Genomic DNA, 16,243 nt, shown 5'->3' with positions numbered 1-16,243 from the left:
GCCGGCCATCTCCCCCTCAAGGGGGGAGATTACGCGCTCATTTCCCCTGCCCCTTCAAAAACTGCCCGAGCAGATCCACCGGCAGCGGGAACACCACCGTGGACGAGCGCTCTCCGGCGATGTCGTGCAGAGCCTCGAAATAGCGCAACTGCATGGCCTGCGGCTCGGCCGCCAGCATCCGGCCCGCCTCGACCAGTTTCGCCGCCGCTTGCTGCTCGCCATCGGCATTGATCACCTTGGCACGCCGCAGCCGCTCGGCTTCGGCCTGCTTGGCGATGGCGCGGACCATGTTTTCGTTGAGGTCGACATGCTTGATCTCGACATTGGAGACCTTGATGCCCCAGGCATCGGTGCGCTGGTCGAGAATCTCCTGGATGTCGCTGTTGAGCTTGTCGCGCTCGGCCAGCATCTCGTCGAGCTCGTGCTTGCCGAGCACCGAGCGCAGCGTGGTCTGCGCCAGCTGGTTGGTGGCGGTCATGAAATCCTCGACCTGGATGATCGCCCGTTCGGCATCGACGATGCGAAAATAGAGCACGGCGTTGACCTTCACCGAGACATTGTCGCGCGAAATGACGTCCTGCGGCGGCACGTCCTGCACCACGACGCGCAGATCGACCCGGACGATCTGCTGGATGAAGGGAACCAGGATGATGAGGCCGGGGCCCTTGACCCCGGTGAAGCGGCCAAGCGTGAAGACCACGCCGCGCTCATATTCCCTGAGGATGCGGATCGCCGCGGACAGGAACATGATCACGACCAGGGCCAGGATCAGATAGGCGATATAGCCAACCATCATTGTCTTGCTCCATTGTTTTCCGCGTCGCGCCGCCGCACCGTCAGCACGAGGTCGCTGACATCGGTCACCTCGACGCTGTCGCCGGGCCCCACGGGCTCGTCGGCCCTCGCCCGCCAGCGCTCGCCCAGAGCCAGCACATGCCCCTCGCCGCCCTGCCAGTCGAGGATCTCGACAGGGAGGCCGCGCATGGCCTCGCCGCCGATGCGTGGCGGATTCCGGCGCGCCGCCCAGACGTAGGTGCCGGTCAGCAGCGCCAAGCCCAGCGTCAGCACGGCGGCGGGCCCGATGACGGCCCAGGACAAGGCGAAGCCCGGTCCCTCGACCTTGAGCAGCATGGCGGCGCCGAGGAGAAAGGCGGCCACGCCTCCCAGCCCAAGAACGACGGTGGGATTGACGGCCTCGATGACGAGGAAGGCGATGCCGAGCAGCATCAGGGCAAGGCCGGTATAGTTGATCGGCAAGAGGTTGAGCGCATAGAGGCCGAGGACGATGCAGATGGTGCCGATGACGCCGGGCGCGACGGCGCCGGGGCTGGTGAACTCGAAGACGATGCCGTAGACGCCGACCAGCATCAGGATGACGGCGGTATTGGGATCGGTGATCACGGCAAGCAGCCGGATGAACCAGCCGGGTTCCAAGGTCTCGACCGGTAGGCCCTTTGTCGCCAGCACCTGTTTCCTGCCGGCCACATCGACGGTGCGCCCATCGGCCAGCAGCAGCAACTCTGCCGGATCGCGAGCGACGAAATCGATCACATGTTCCTGCAGCGCCGCGTTGGCCGACAGGCTTGCAGCCTCGCGCACGGCCTTCTCGCCCCAGTCGCCGTTGCGTCCGCGCAGTTCGGCCAGCGAGCGGATCAAGGCGACCGCGTCATTGGTGACCTTGGCCATCATCGCGTCGCCCGCCGGCCGCCCGGTGGCGTCCTTCTGGTCCTTGGTCGGGCCGTTGTCCTTCTCGCCGCCCGGAAGCGACGGCAGCCCGCCCATCTCGACCGGTGTCGCGGCACCGAGATTGGTGCCGGGCGCCATCGCCGCGACATGGGTGGCGTAGAGGATATAGGTGCCGGCACTCGCCGCGTGGCCGCCGGCCGGCGCGACATAGCCGATGACAGGCACCGGCGAGGCCAGGATGTCGGCGATCATCTCGCGCATCGACGTGACCAGCCCGCCGGGCGTGTCGAGCTTCAGGATGAGGACTGCTGCGTCCCGCTTGACGGCGGCATCGAGCGCTTCCTCGAATTGCCTGGTGCTTGCCGGCCCGATGGCGCCGTCAATGGCGACGCTCAGCGCGATTCTCTCGCTCCCGGCCGACGAGAAGGGAGAAACGACGGCCGCGACGACAAAGGCCACGGCAAGAAGGGCCACCCGCGCGAAGGACACGCTCAACGCTCCATGGACTCAATATGGGTTCCATTTCAGCGAAGTCCATGAAGAAGCTGACGTCGGTTATTGGCGAAGGCCGGTCCTTCGGATCAGAATTATCGCTGAGTCCGATCCTTATGCCTTGGGTAACTGGCGCCGATATGGACGCCACCCGCTTCCCGCTTCATTGAGCTGCCAGTGGCGTGCCTATGTCCGAAACGAGTTTGACGAGATCGGCTTGGCGTCTCGTGCCGGTTTTGGCGAAGATGCGGTTGAGGTGGGTCTTCAAGGTGTTTTCGCCGATGCCGAGCGCCAGCGCGCTCTTCGACGCGGACAATCCGCCGCCGATGCGCAGCAGGACCCGCGCCTCCGCGGGCGTAAGGTCGAACAGCGCGGTGAGAACGGCTTCTGGGAGTGGAGAGGAAGACGTCGTGGTCGAAACGAAGACCGCGGCACATGCCGGCCGGAAAGCCGCGCGAGCGGTTCCCTCGGTCAGCGGCAATACATAGGCGACGGCGGGCGGCTGGCCCGGGGCCGAAATGGGCAAGCCTATGCCGCGGGAGCCGAGCGCAGCATCCTCGCTCGCGGCACCGGCGATTGCCTCCAGCAAGGCGCGGGCTGTCGCCGGGTTCTGCGCCTGGAGCAGGCCGTTCCTGGAAAGGATGGGACCTTGCGCCGAAAACATCCGTTCGGCAGCCCCATTCGCATGCAGGATCGCTCCGTTGGCGCCGGTAAAAACGACAGGGACGGCGAGATGATCGAGCGCCTGACGGTAAAAATTGGCGGTAACGCGAGCCTGATCGAGCAGATCTCCAATCAGGGACGCACGGCGCAGGTGCGGCGAGAGCAAGGCCAGGAAGCGCTGTTCTTCCGCTGATATGATGCCCCTGTCGGCCCGCGTGGTGCAGCCCATGAGCCCGATCCGGTCCGGCGTATGGACGAATTTGGTGATGCACGCTTCGCGCAATCCCTGTGGTTTGGCCCAATTCTGGAAAAATGGCGTCTGCTGGAGTTGGGCTTCGCTCATATACGAGAGCGTCGCGACGGGCGTGTCGATGTCGCCGACGACCGCGGCCTTCAGACCGGGAATTGCGTCAAAGTCATAGTCCTCCTGGAGCACGCGCATTTGCACGGGATCCCAGGGCGATTGAGCCGCGAAGCGGCCATGGTTGCCGGCGGTGCTGGCAAGCGCGATGGTGGTGTAGGCCGCGTCGACGGCCCCCGTGATCCGGGTCATTACCCCGGCCCAGCCCTCCGGATTCAAAACGCAATCGTAGATATCGCCGATGATCGAAGAAAGGACTTCGCCGCTCAGTCTCTCCACCACGCCCCCTGTTTCCTGACGTGCCCACCTCCCCGGATGGCGGGCAGCGGCTCGTTGTCTCGCAGTCAAAAAGCGGATCTCACCTCGGAGGATTTTGCCGCGTCATACTTTCGGGTGACGCCACGCGTGGTTATACTCGGTTATGGGTCTAATACGATCAGTTGAACGCCAAATGATTAACCGTCCTGGACTAAAAAAGATTTCGTTTCGATATTCTCTGAAGCTGTGGGTTATCGGGGTGTTCCATTGTCGCGAAAGACGGTGTTTTCATCGGCTCAACTGCCGTCGCATCTCAATGATCGCGATCGATTTTCCCTCTGGCAGGACATCCACGTCGCGCAGATTTGGTCGGTCGAATACGGCATATCGGAAAAGCTGCCTTTCGAAGCCGCGATCGAAGCCACGGCTGTCGGATCACTGGTTCTTGGCCAGATGTCGGGAACGATCAAGCACGCAACGAGGAAGGCCAGCAATATCGCCGATGACGGCAATGACGGCTATCTCCTGCTGATCAACAAGTCCGACACGCTGTTGACCGGCGCCCAAGCCGGCCGCGACTATGGTGTCGGGCAAGGAGAAGCGGTGCTGGTCACGGCATCGGAAGCGCTGAAAATGGCCGGCGCCGACAGCAATATGTGGATAAACGTGGTGGTCCCCCGTGCTGTCCTGACACAGGCCTTCCCGCAGATCGACGACAGGCTGGCGTTGAAGATCGGCGCCGAGAACGAAGCTCTCGATCTTCTCAAGCGTTATTGCCAACTTCTTGAAACCGGCCGCCCTCTCGTCTCGCCCGATCTGATCGCACACGCGACGGAAACGATCGTCGACCTGATCGGCCTGGTGACAGGCGCCAAGGGCGAGCCTGCCGAACTGGCCGGCTTGCGGGGGTTGCCGGCAGCCAGGCTGCAGGCGGTGCTGGCGAAGATCGCCGACAACTTTTCCAACCCCGGCATCTCGGCGCAAAACGTCGCGCAAGAACTCGGCCTATCGGCACGCTATGTTCACGATCTCCTGCAGGAGACGGGTATCAGCTTCTCCGAGCGCGTTCTCGAATTGCGCCTGCAGAGGGCCCACAGGATGCTCTCGCAGAGACAGAACGGCGAGATGCGCGTCAGCGAAATTGCCATGATCAGCGGCTTCAGCGACGTGTCTTACTTCAATCGCTGCTTTCGCCGCCGCTTCGGCTACACGCCGACGAGCGTCAGATAAGTATCCGGATACCCGGAAGCCGACACGCGACCCTCTCCGTCAAAAGCCGAGATCCCGCGGCGATCGATGGCGCCAAACTGCCACAGTGCACGGAAAAAATACGGCACTTCGCTCCAGTCCAATTCCAGTGCGGCCCTGCCCAAGACAAGCCCGGGCTCCAATGACATGTCAGCCTCAGGGTGAAACGACTATCATGTCAGGGGTTTGGATGCCGCAGAACACATTTGCAGGCCGCAAGGCGACGGGGATGAAGTATCTGTTGCTGGCTTCGACCGCACTGGTCGGTCTTGGTCAGCCAATCGCCGCCAAAGCAGCCGAGACCTGGACCGGCGCTGCCTCCACGAATTGGTTTACCGCCGGAAACTGGAGCCCAGCCGCCGTTCCGACATCGAGCGACGATGTTATTCTCGATCCGACGTTCCCACATCCGGCCGTGATAGATGCGGCGAACGCAGTCGCGCAACGTCTGTTTATTGGCACCATTGCGAGTTACTCAGGCTCGCTAACGATTACGAACGGCGGCACGCTCGCCGACACCGCCGGCTTTCTCGGCTACGCTTCGGACGCAAGCGGCGAGGTAAGCGTCGTTGGACCAAGCTCGCTCTGGAGCAACAGTTCGGACCTTTTCCTTGCTTTGGGCAACAACAGCAACGGCACCCTGACGATCTCGAACGGCGGCGCTGTCAGCGACACTGGGGGTCATGTCGGCTACGGCTACGGCACCGGCACGGTGACGGTCGACGGTTTCGGCTCGACATGGACCAACAGTGGGGACCTCTATATCGCCGAATTTGGCGACGGCACGCTGGACATCACCAATGGCGGTGCGGTCAACAATGCCACGGGCACCATCGGTTGGCATGCAGGCTCCAATGGTGCGGTGACGGTCGATGGCGGGAGTTCGACGTGGCTTAACACTGGTAGCCTCACGATCGGCAGTTCCGGCGTTGGCGCGCTGACGGTTTCCAGCGGCGGCAAGGTCAGCAGCGACAGCGCCTACATCGGCCTGTATTCAGGTTCGACCGGCTCGGCGACGATCGATGATGCGACCTGGACAAACAATGGAACGCTCTATGTCGGCCATGATGGCGACGGCGCGCTGGAAATCAAGAACGGCGGTGTGGCTAGCAATGCTGATGCCATAGTGGGCTACAGCACCGATTCAACCGGCAAGGTGACGGCCGATGGCGCCGGCTCGACCTGGACCAACAGCGGGAATTTGTCCGTCGGCCTCGACGGGACAGGCACGTTGATGATCTCGAGCAGCGGAAAGGTCAGCAATGCTTCAGGTTATGTTGGCGCGTTGGCGGGTTCGACGGGCATCGTAATCGTCGACAACTCAACCTGGACAAACAGCGGATCGCTGATCGTCGGCGATTTCGGCAAGGGCGCTCTGCATATCCTCCAAGGCGGCGTTGTCAGCAACAGCTGGGGGACTATTGGCGCGAAGGCAGGCTCGACCGGCATGGTCTTCGTCGACGGTGCCGGCTCGACCTGGACCAACAGTTCCAACCTGGGTGTCGGCGATCTCGGCGACGGCACTTTATCGATCACCAACGGCGGTGTTGTCAGCAATGACTGGGGCTATATCAGCAATACGGCGGGTTCGACCGGCGCGGTGACGGTCGACGGTACGGGATCGAAGTGGACGAATAACGGCAATCTCTACGTCGGCCGTGCCAGCAAGGGCACGCTGACAGTCTCGAACGGCGGCAAGGTCAGCAATGACTCGGGCTACCTTGGCTACGACGCCGGCTCGATCGGTACTGCGGAGATCAACAGCGCGGGCTCCTGGACGAACAATGGAAATCTCGTTGTTGGCTACGGCGGGAGCGGCACGCTAACGATTTCAAACGTCGGCGCTGTCAGCAACGCCAGTGGCTATGTCGCGCTCGAAATCGGTTCGGAAGGCGAGGTCTCGGTCGATGGACCGGGATCGACCTGGACGAATTCCGGCGACCTGTTTGTCGGCTTCAAGGGCGCAGGGGCGCTCCAGATCACCAACAAGGGCCAAGTCCTCAACCAGGCAGCGATGCTCGGCGAGTTCGATACCGCGACGGCGACCGTGACGGTGGACGGGCCAGGATCCTCCTGGAGCACCGATGACGGTCTTACCGTAGGCTCGAGCGGTCACGCGACGCTTTCCATCACGAACGGCGGTTCAGCGGATGCTGATTCCGTCTTTGTGGGCGGGGGAGCAACAGGCGCTGGCGCGGTAACCGTCGACGGCACGGATTCGAAATGGACCAACAAGAACGGGCTGCTCCTTGGCGGTCTTGGAAGCGGCACTCTTGCCGTGACCAATGGCGGCATCGCCTCCGGCGGCATCACCGCGATGGCGATTGGTGCCGACGCCACGGCCCAGGCGACGGTCGACGGCCCGACTTCGCTGTGGGAAATGCACGGCGACCTGCTGATCGGTGTCGGCGGCACGGCTTCGGTGACGCTGTCCAACGGCGGCACCGCTCTGGTGGATTTCGCTACCGTGATCGCCAGCCAGGCCGGCTCGACCGGCACGCTTAACATCGGCGGCGCGGCAGGCGCCGCGGCGACGGGCGCCGGCATCCTCGACTCGGCCACGTTGCAGTTCGGCCTCGGCACCGGCGCGCTCAGTTTCAACCATACCAATACAAATTATGCGTTCGATGCCACCATCAGCGGATTGGGCACGATCAACCAGATCGCCGGCAACACCAACCTGACGGCCGATTCGAGCAGCTTCACCGGCGCCACCAATGTGAGCGGCGGACGGCTGGCCGTGAACGGATCGCTGGCGAGTTCGCTTGTGACCGTCACCGGCGGCATGCTGGGCGGCAACGGCACGGTGGGCGGCATCGCGGCACAGTCGGGCGGCATCATCGCACCGGGCAATTCGATCGGCACGCTCAATGTCGCGGGCAATGTCGACCAGGCGGCGGGCTCGATCTACCTGGTCGAGCTGACCTCGACCGGCACCTCCGACTTCCTCCATGCGACGGGCGCCGCGACGATCGACAGCGGCGCGCTACTCGACGTGGTCAAACTCGACGGCGCACCCTATATGGTGGGCACGCATTACACGGTGCTGCAAGCTGATGGCGGCGTCACCGGGACATATACGATTGGCGGCAACACCGGGTCGGCTTTCCTCGGCCTGGTCGACAGCTACGACCTCAATCACGTCTATCTCGATGTTGTCCAAAACACCTTCGCCTCGGTCGGCCTGACGCCCAACCAGATCGCGACCGGCGGCGGCGCTGAAAGTCTTGGCAGCGGCGATCCGCTCTATGATGCCATTTTTGCGTTGCCGGACGCAGCAACAGCCCAGGCGGCTTTCGACCAGCTCTCCGGCGAGATCCACGCCTCGGCCAAGGGCATGCTGCTCGAGGACAGCCGCTTCATCCGCGACGCCGCCACCAGCCGCATCAGCGCCGCGTTCGGCGATATCGGCACTGCCGCCTTGCCCGTCATGGCCTATGGCGAGGGCGGGCCGGAAATGGTCGCCGCCGATACCGATCGTTTCGCCGTCTGGGGCCAGGCTTTCGGCTCCTGGGGCAATACCGACAGCGACGGCAACGCCGCCGCCTTCGACCGCTCGACCGGCGGCCTGCTGGCCGGCGCCGACACGCTGGTCGGCGGCTGGCGCGTCGGCCTGATCGGCGGCTACAGCCGCTCGTCCTTCGACGCCGATGATCGCAATTCCTCGGGCAAGAGCGACAACTACCATCTCGGCCTCTATGGCGGCACCAATTGGGGCGCCATCGCCTTCCGCACCGGTGCGGCCTACAGCTGGAACAGCCTCTCGACCAAACGCGCCGTCGCTTTCGGCGGATTCACGGATGGGCTGTCGGCCGACTACGATGCCGGCACCGCGCAGGTCTTCGGCGAACTCGCCTACAAGGCCGATACCGGGCGTTTCAAGTTCGAACCCTTCGCCAATCTCGCCTATGTCAGCGTGCATACCGACGGCTTCAGCGAAACGGGTGGCGCCGCGGCGCTGACGAGTGCCGGCTCGACCACCGACGCCACCTTCACCACGCTCGGCCTGCGTGCTTCCACCGATTTGGGCCTCGGCGAGATCAGGGCGACGGCGCGCGGCATGCTCGGCTGGCGCCATGCCTTCGGCGATGCGACGCCGACCTCCACCTTCGCCTTTGCCGGCGGCGATCTCTTCACCATCGCCGGCGTGCCTGTCGCAAGGGACGCGGCTGTGGTCGAGGCCGGTCTCGACCTGAACATGTCGGCCAATGCCACGCTCGGCTTGTCCTATACCGGCCAGTTCGGCGGCGGCACGGTCGACCAGGGCGCGAAGGTCAATCTCGGCGTGAAGTTCTGACGACGAAACAGCGAACGGTCGGATCGCTCGCGGCCAGGGAGAACGCCGAACCGGCTTCGCGGCATGAGCCTGTCTACCGTCCCTACTCCGGCGACGGCACCGGCGGCTTCGATGTCAGCGCCGCGCCGAAGGCGGCGGTAATCACTGCGGCGATGCCGGCCAGTTGCGGCATGGTCAGGCTTTCGTGCAGGAACAGGAAGCCGGCCAGCGCGCCCAGTCCGGGCTCAAGGCAGGTCAGAGTGCCATAGATGCGGGCCGGCATCCGGGTCAGCGCCACCATCTCCAGAAAGAACGGCAGCGCGCTCGAAAACAGTCCGACGAGGAGCGCGCTGACCAGGATCGACGGCGCGAGCAGCGCGGTTCCGGCTTGCGCCACGCCGAAGGGCAGCACCAGCACGGCGGCGATCGCCATGCCATAGGCCGTGGTGCGGGTGCCAAGCTCCGCGCCCGCCTTCTGGGCGAGCACGATATAGAGCGCCCAGAAGCCGCCCGCCGCCAGCGCCAGCATCACGCCCACCGGGTCGAGCGGCTGGAGAGAGCGGACGAAGGGCGACAACAAGACGATCCCGGCAACCGCAAGCGCGATCCAGGCAAAGTCGCTGGCACGCCGCGAGGTCAGCGTCGCCACCAGCAGCGGCCCGGAAAATTCCAGCGCCACCGCGATGCCGAGCGGGATGGTCGCAAGCGCGGCATAGAACAACAAGTTCAACGCACATAGCGTCACCCCATAGGCGACCAGCCACGGCATGGTGGCGCGCGAGGGCCGCATTTGCCAGGGCCGCAGCACCGCGATCAGCATCAGCGCGCCGACCACTAGCCGCAGCGTTGTCGTCCCTTGCGCGCCGATCAGCGGGAACAGGCCCTTGGCAAAGGTGGCGCCAATCTGGATAGACACCATGGCGCCCATCAAGGCAGCGACGGGCAATGGCGCCGCTTCGCGACTGATAACCGGCGTCGATGTCACTTGGTTTCATCCTCCATGCCGCCCGGCGCGAACGCGCCTGGGAAGAGGAAATAAGGGCAACCTGCCTGCCCGTCGTGAGGCAGCGCCGACGGCTTGATGGGGCACGGCCTGCTTTGCGGTATCGACTATGCCGCTCGTCCCGATAAAGCAGATCGACAGGTTGCGATCCCGGACGCCGCCTCATTCCCTGAAGGCGCGGCTGATCTGGTCCTCCAGCGGCTTGAGGAGATAGGAGATCACCGTCCGGTCGGCGGTCTTGATGAAGGATTCGACCGGCATGCCTGGAACCAGCTTGAGCTCGCCAAGGCGCGCGACTTCGGCGCTCGTCGTCGAGATGCGTACGGTGTAATAGCTGATGCCCGTGCGCTGGTCGGTGGTCGTATCCGGCGAGGTCCGTTCGACGGTGCCGTTGATCTGCGGCGTGGTGCGTTGGTTGAAGGCCGAGAAGCGCAGCGCCGCCGGCTGGCCGACCCAGAGTTGGTCGATATCGCTCGGCGCGATCTTGGCTTCGACCGCCAGGCTGTCGCTGTCGGGCACGATCTGCATGATCGTCTGGCCGGGAGTGATGACGCCGCCCATCGTATGGGCGATGGACTGCTGTACGACACCGTCCTGCGGCGCGCGGATGTCGATGCGCTTGAGCTGGTCCTCGGCGGCGATCTTGCGTTCCGTCAGTTCGCCGACCTTGGCGTCGATCTCGCGCAGATCCTTGTTGACGTCGGTGCTGAGTTCGAGGTCGATCTGGATGATCTGCAAGTTGATTTCGGCGATCTTGCCCTGAGCCTGCGCCAAAGCCGCCGTCAACTGGCCGCGCTCGCCGTCGAGCCGCGCCGACTCCCGCTCCATCGCCGTCAGGCGGTCGATGGAGATCAGCCGTTTCGTCCACAGCGCGCGTATGCTGGCCAGTTCGTCCTCGACGAGCGCGATTTCGTGCGACTTGGCATCCGCCTGCGCCGTGTCGCCGCCGATCTCCTTCTGCAATTGGAGGATGCGCTCCCGCAACTGGCTCTTCTGGCCGGAACGAACCGCCCGCCGGGTGGCGAAGACCTGTTCCTCGCCGGCAATGATCTCGGCGATCGCCGGATCGCCGCGACGATCGAGAATATCCTTGGCGAAAACGATGGCGTCGGCGCCCTGGCGTTCGGCCTCGAGGCGCGCCTGGCGCGCCGACAACTGATCGAGGGCCTTGGTGACGACGGCGAGATTGGCCGCCGGCATGGTGGAATCGAGCCGAACGAGCAGCGCGCCGCGTTCGACACGGTCGCCGTCGCGCACGGCGATCTCGCCGACGATACCGCCGGTCGAATGCTGGACGTCCTTGACGTGGGAATCGACCACGAGAACCCCCGACGAGATGACCGCTCCCGAAATCCGGGTCAGCGAAGCCCAGCCGCCAACGCCGCCGACCAGCAGCGCGACCGCGACGAGGCCCAGGCGCATGTAGCGCTGGATGGATTGATGGGAAGAACCGGACATCGTTCCTCCTTTCACTCGCCCGCCTGCGCGCCAGGCGCCGCCGGCTCTTCGCCGGCGAGCCTGAGCCGGGGCACGGAGGCCACCGCCGGTTGCGGCCGCGGAAACAGCTTGGCCAGGATCTCGTCCTTGGGGCCGAACGCCTGAACGCGGCCCTGGCTCATGGCGAGGATGAAATCGACCGTGCCGAGCGCGCTTGGCCGATGCGCCACCAGCACGACGATGCCGCCGCGCTGCCGCACCGAGAAAATCGCCTGGAACAGCGCCTGCTCGCCTTCGGCGTCGAGGTTGGAATTCGGCTCGTCGAGCACCACCAGGAACGGGTCGCGATAGAGCGCGCGCGCCAGCGCGACGCGCTGGCGCTGGCCGGCGGAGACGGCCTCGCCAAGTTCACCGATCTGGGTTTCGTAGCCGTCGCGGAAGCCGACGATGAGCTCATGCGCGCCGGCCGCCCTGGCCGCTGCAATGATCAAGGCGGGATCGGCGTGGGGCTCGAAACGCGCGATGTTCTCGGCGACCGTGCCTGCGAACAGCTCGACGTCCTGCGGCAGATAGCCGATGAAGCGGCCGCGATCCTCCGGCGACCATTGATCGAGGTCGGCACCGTCGAGCCGGATCCTGCCGGCGGCGGGCTGCCAGGCTCCGACAAGCGTCCTCACCAGCGTCGACTTGCCGGAACCGCTCTGGCCGATAATGCCGACGGCGTGCCCCGCCTCAAGGGCAAAACCGGCGTCTTGGATCAGCAGCCGCTGCGTGCCGGGTGCCGCGACACTGACGGCCTGCATCGACACGTGGCTGCTCGGCGCCGGCATCGCCATCGGCGCGGCGTCCGGCGGCAACGCCGCGAGAATCCGGGTCAGCCGCTGCCAACCTTGCCGCGCCGTCAGGAAACCTTTCCAGTTGGCGATGACCAGGTCGACGGGGGCCAGTGCGCGGCCGCTCAGGATCGATGCGGTGATGATGACGCCGGCGGTCGCCTGCTGTTCGATCACCAGCCAGGCGCCGACACCGAGCATGGCCGACTGCAACAGCATGCGCAGCACTTTGGACACAGCGCCGAAGCCGCCGGCGATGTCGCTGACACTGCGCTGCTCGGCGAGATAGTCGCGGTTGGCGTCCTCCCATCGCCTGGCCATCCTGCCGCCCATACCGAGAGCCGCGATCACTTCCGCGTTGCGGTTGCCGGTCGTGGTCAGGCCGTTGCGGATGATGCCGGTCTGGGTGCCTGACGTAACCGGCTTGCGCGTCAGCCGCTCGGCGAAGACGGTCAAAAGCACCAGCACGATCGCCCCGGCCAGGGCGGTCAGGCCGAGAACCATGTGGAACATGAAGATGATGGCCAGATAAAGCGGCAGCCACGGCAGGTCGAACAACGCGGTCGGACCGGTGCCCGACAGGAAGGTGCGCACGCTATCGAGGTCGCGCACCGGCTGCATGCTGTCGCCATTGCGTCCGATCTTGAGCGGCAGCCTGAGAACGCTGGAATAGACACGGGCGCCGAGCGCCTCGTCGAGGGCGCCGCCGACGCGCACCAGGATGCGGCCGCGAATGAAATCCAGCACGCCCTGCCCGGCATAGAGGATGGCGACGAGCAGGCTGAGGCCAATGAGCGTCGGCATGCTGCGGCTCGGCAGCACGCGATCGTAGATCTCGAGCATGTAGATCGAGCTGGACAGCATCAGCACGTTGAGGACGCCGCTGAACAGGGCGATGGCGAGGAATGCCGAGCGGCAGGACTTGATCGCCGCCGTGAGCTCCGAACCCTGCTGCCGGGCACCGGAGTTGGCGGCCCCGCGCGCCGTCGTCGCGGCGCCGGCACCCCGGCCGGTTTCTTCGGTAGTGCGGCTGCGTGCACGAAACAGCAGAAGGCCGCCGAACCCCGCGAGCGCCAGGCAGAGCAGCCAGACACCCGGCGATGCCGGCAGCACCCCGCCCAGTCCAGGAAAAACGGCGCAGGCAATCAAGACCAGACCCAAGGACCTGGCCCTTGCCTGCTTCGAGCTGAAGATGAAGCCACTTCCCATGCCAGTTCGCGCAGGCAGCGCTGCGGCAAGCACCCGGCTGGAAGGCCGGAAGCCTGCCTCAGGCGATGCCTGTCAGGCCTCCCACTTCATGCAACGTCAGCCAGAATTGATCGAGCGTGTTGAGATGCTCGTCGATGATGTTGGTTCCATCGAACCACGCGACATGGCCGCCTGGTCCGGACGTCACCAGCTGATCCTGGTTGAACCACATCAATGCGTTCTTCAGGCCCTCGCCGTCGGCTTCCTTGCCGTTGCTCCAGTCGGTGATGCCGGAGCTCGGATCGGTGACGTCGACATATTTGATCCAGGCATTCGTGGTCGTCTTGACGGCACTGCCCGCCAGCGCGGTGCCGGCGGCGTTGGTATCGATGAAGCCGTCGTTGTTGGCGTCGACATTGACGCCAAGCCCGGCCCATGCGCCCTGCCCTTTAAGCCACATCACGGCCTCGTCGATCAGGTCGTTGGGCTGCGTTGCGCCATTGTCGATGTTAAGCTGGGTGGCGATTGCCTGCTGCAACATGATCAGGCGCGCATCGCCGCCGGTCGAACTCGATTCGATGGATTTCGCCAACGCGATCGAGATCCATAGATCATGGGCGTCGTCGACCAGCCCATTGTGGTTCGAATCCCCGAGCAACAGATACTTGCTCTCGTCGACACCGGCAGTGGCTGGATTGTCCACGCTCGGGTTGACGTCGAGACCGGACAGCACGCCGCTGGCGACCGTGCTCTTGGTTGGATTGCCTTCGTTGCCGGCGATATTGTCCCAGGCATCCGCATGGCTGCCCCAGAAACCTTGGGTCAGAGCCTTGTTGGAGAAACCCTCATAGTCGCTGCTATCGGTGCTGGTCGGCGTGCGTGGATGTCCGGCCGTGTCGACATAAGGATCGGTGACGGCCGTGGCATTGTTGACGTAGCTGCCGAGCTGCGCGATGCCCGTCGCCTGGTAATGCCAGGTTTCGCCGATGTCGAACACGCCGTCCATGTCGGTGTCGCCGCTGTTGAAGCCGCCGCTGAGGATCGCCAGCGGATGGATGTCGTCGCCGGTGCCCGCGGTGCCGTTGTCGTCGGTCACGACGATATTGTTGAGCGCGACATTGCCGTCGTTATTGACATCATAGGTCCAGGTCACGGGCTGGCCCTGGAAGAGGTTGAGGTCGTGATCGGCGCCGTTGGTCTTCTTGTCGAGCGTGATATGCGGATCGGCGCCGAAATAGCTGGAGCCGTCGTCGTCGGTAACGCTAACCGCCCCGGCCGAACCGGAAACGTGGCCGATATTGGCGTAGTTGCCAGCAATGGCCGTGCCGCTGCCCGTGAACGTCCAGGTCTCGGTGGTGTCGAGCTTGCCGTCATTGTTGACGTCGCCGATATTGTGCTGGTGGTCGACCCCCAGCACGGCGGAGACAAGCACACCCTGGTCGTCGGTTACCAAGATGTTCGACAGGGCGACATTGCCGGTGTTGCTCACCGTATATTGCCAGCTGATCGCCTCGCCGGCGAGCACCGTCAGGTCGTCGCCAATTGCCGAGTCGTCGATCGTGACCTTGTCGATGCCGATTCCAGGAGTATCGGGAACGGAACCAGGCGCCGTCGTGGTGCGCCACTCCTCGAAGCCGCCATTGGAACCGGAGAAGCTGGAAAACAGCGTCACATAGGATCCGGCTGTGGCGCCGGCTGCCGTAAAGACGCTGACCGGGATGAGCACTCGATAGTCGTCCGTTCCCGATCCATGGTTGGCATCGATCAGCAACTGGTCGGCGCTCAGATGAAAGACGGAGGTAAATCCTGCAAAGTCCGCAGTGTAGTCGGCAAGGGTCGCCCCAGCGCCGGAAAGGTAGATGTCCAGCCCGGTTAGACTGATGTCGCCGTTTGCCTGATTGTTGCTTTCGTTGAGGTCCAGCCGAAACTCGATATAGTCGACGCCGCCGATATTGATCGATTGAATATCGCCGTATTGCAGGTCGTTCGTGAAGGACGATTTGTTGTCGAGAATGTTGCCGTTCTCATCGGTATTGAAGCCCTCCTCGATACCCGTCGCCTGCAGCCGTAGGAAGGAATCGTAATTGCCGGTTCCCGACCCAATGGTCGTTGCCTCGAGAATGACGCCATCGCCCAGATCTGCCACTGTCGTTTCCTCCACATTGTTGTCCGGTCAGCGGTCGAGCCGCCGCCGTCTACCCCGGTTGATCACAAGCTTCGAGCTGCGTCCGCGGACGCGACATGCCGACAAGCAAGCGCTTTGGTGAAAAGATGGCGGGGCGATTTTGGAAAAAAACCACGACACGGCGGCGAGGCCTGAACTCGCTTCGCCAATTATTGCCTGATGACAGACCACATGCCGTCGAACTGCCTGTCACGCTCACGCCCCACACCCCAGACTCGCGCGATCGTCACCGATCGCCAGAGCCTTAATAATCCCCTAACCATATTACGCAGGTTGCAAATCGTCCGTCCATATAACCGTGGTTATAGATCGAAGGACAAATTTAACGTCGTAAAAAGATATTATACTATAGTGAAAAATTACCGTTATATCGTAATTTTTGAAATATCTTTTAAGCTTTACTTTGGTGATGAGGATATTTCCATCATTTCCGTGATATCACAGAGCGACAGACTGGCAATGATGCCGCGGCATCGCGCCTGCTTTCAGTCCGGCGCCGATACCTCTGCTGCCGGCAAAGCGCCGGAATTCATTTAGTGTTTGCTAATATTTGTTGGAAGCGCGATGCTGCTGCCGGGATGTGCTCTCGCATGGGGAGGTGCGAGCCGCGTTC

Annotated in this window: 9 protein-coding genes; 2 read left to right on the top strand and 7 right to left on the bottom strand. The window is 63.8% G+C overall.

The genetic code is table 11. The annotated features are described in order from the left end of the window. Positions 1-37: 37 nt before the first annotated feature. From NKJ26_RS16510 to NKJ26_RS16500, 3 genes are all read right to left on the bottom strand, one after another. The gene (locus NKJ26_RS16510; protein WP_352696210.1) at positions 38-796 is read right to left on the bottom strand and encodes a slipin family protein; all 759 of its coding nucleotides are present in this window, start codon (positions 794-796) and stop codon (positions 38-40) included. After that, positions 793-2,175 (bottom strand): NfeD family protein, encoded by a 1,383-nt coding sequence (locus NKJ26_RS16505; protein ID WP_352696209.1) that lies wholly within the window; start codon positions 2,173-2,175, stop codon positions 793-795. Before NKJ26_RS16505 ends, NKJ26_RS16510 begins: the two co-directional genes overlap by 4 nt. A 166-nt stretch (positions 2,176-2,341) precedes the next feature. Continuing rightward, the gene (locus NKJ26_RS16500) at positions 2,342-3,484 is read right to left on the bottom strand and encodes a helix-turn-helix transcriptional regulator (protein ID WP_352696208.1); all 1,143 of its coding nucleotides are present in this window, start codon (positions 3,482-3,484) and stop codon (positions 2,342-2,344) included. 243 nt (positions 3,485-3,727) lie between these two features. Here NKJ26_RS16500 and NKJ26_RS16495 point away from each other — a divergent pair, with 243 nt between their 5' ends. Further along, a complete protein-coding gene (locus tag NKJ26_RS16495) occupies positions 3,728-4,690 on the top strand; it encodes an AraC family transcriptional regulator (protein ID WP_352696207.1) in 963 nt (320 codons plus the stop codon). A gap of 208 nt (positions 4,691-4,898) precedes the next feature. Beyond that, positions 4,899-9,005: an autotransporter outer membrane beta-barrel domain-containing protein gene (locus NKJ26_RS16490; RefSeq protein ID WP_352696206.1), complete on the top strand. Its 4,107-nt coding sequence runs from the start codon at positions 4,899-4,901 to the stop codon at positions 9,003-9,005. A gap of 82 nt (positions 9,006-9,087) precedes the next feature. On the opposite strand, the gene NKJ26_RS16485 is transcribed toward NKJ26_RS16490, so the two are convergent. The 4 genes from NKJ26_RS16485 to NKJ26_RS16470 form a co-directional block, all read right to left on the bottom strand. Next, positions 9,088-9,969 (bottom strand): EamA family transporter, encoded by an 882-nt coding sequence (locus NKJ26_RS16485; protein ID WP_352601546.1) that lies wholly within the window; start codon positions 9,967-9,969, stop codon positions 9,088-9,090. Between the two features lie 180 nt (positions 9,970-10,149). Then, a complete protein-coding gene (locus tag NKJ26_RS16480; protein WP_352696205.1) occupies positions 10,150-11,445 on the bottom strand; it encodes an HlyD family type I secretion periplasmic adaptor subunit in 1,296 nt (431 codons plus the stop codon). An 11-nt stretch (positions 11,446-11,456) separates the two neighbouring features. Beyond that, positions 11,457-13,184, bottom strand: a complete 1,728-nt coding sequence (locus tag NKJ26_RS16475) for a type I secretion system permease/ATPase (RefSeq protein ID WP_352696224.1) — start codon at positions 13,182-13,184, stop codon at positions 11,457-11,459. Positions 13,185-13,524: 340 nt separating this feature from the next. Continuing rightward, positions 13,525-15,591, bottom strand: coding sequence for a CLIPPER-2 domain-containing protein (locus tag NKJ26_RS16470; RefSeq protein WP_352696204.1), 2,067 nt, complete (start codon positions 15,589-15,591; stop codon positions 13,525-13,527). Positions 15,592-16,243: the final 652 nt, after the last annotated feature.

It is taken from the genome of Mesorhizobium sp. M0152, from assembly GCF_040322415.1.
Classification (GTDB): domain Bacteria; phylum Pseudomonadota; class Alphaproteobacteria; order Rhizobiales; family Rhizobiaceae; genus Mesorhizobium.
This window is presented reverse-complemented; position numbering and strand designations above follow the sequence as displayed.

Coding starts and splice junctions, on each gene's coding strand:
- NKJ26_RS16510 (WP_352696210.1), bottom strand. CDS start 796: ATGATGGTTGGCTATATCGCCTATCTGATCCTGGCCCTGGTCGTGATC.
- NKJ26_RS16490 (WP_352696206.1), top strand. CDS start 4,899: ATGCCGCAGAACACATTTGCAGGCCGCAAGGCGACGGGGATGAAGTAT.
- NKJ26_RS16480 (WP_352696205.1), bottom strand. CDS start 11,445: ATGTCCGGTTCTTCCCATCAATCCATCCAGCGCTACATGCGCCTGGGC.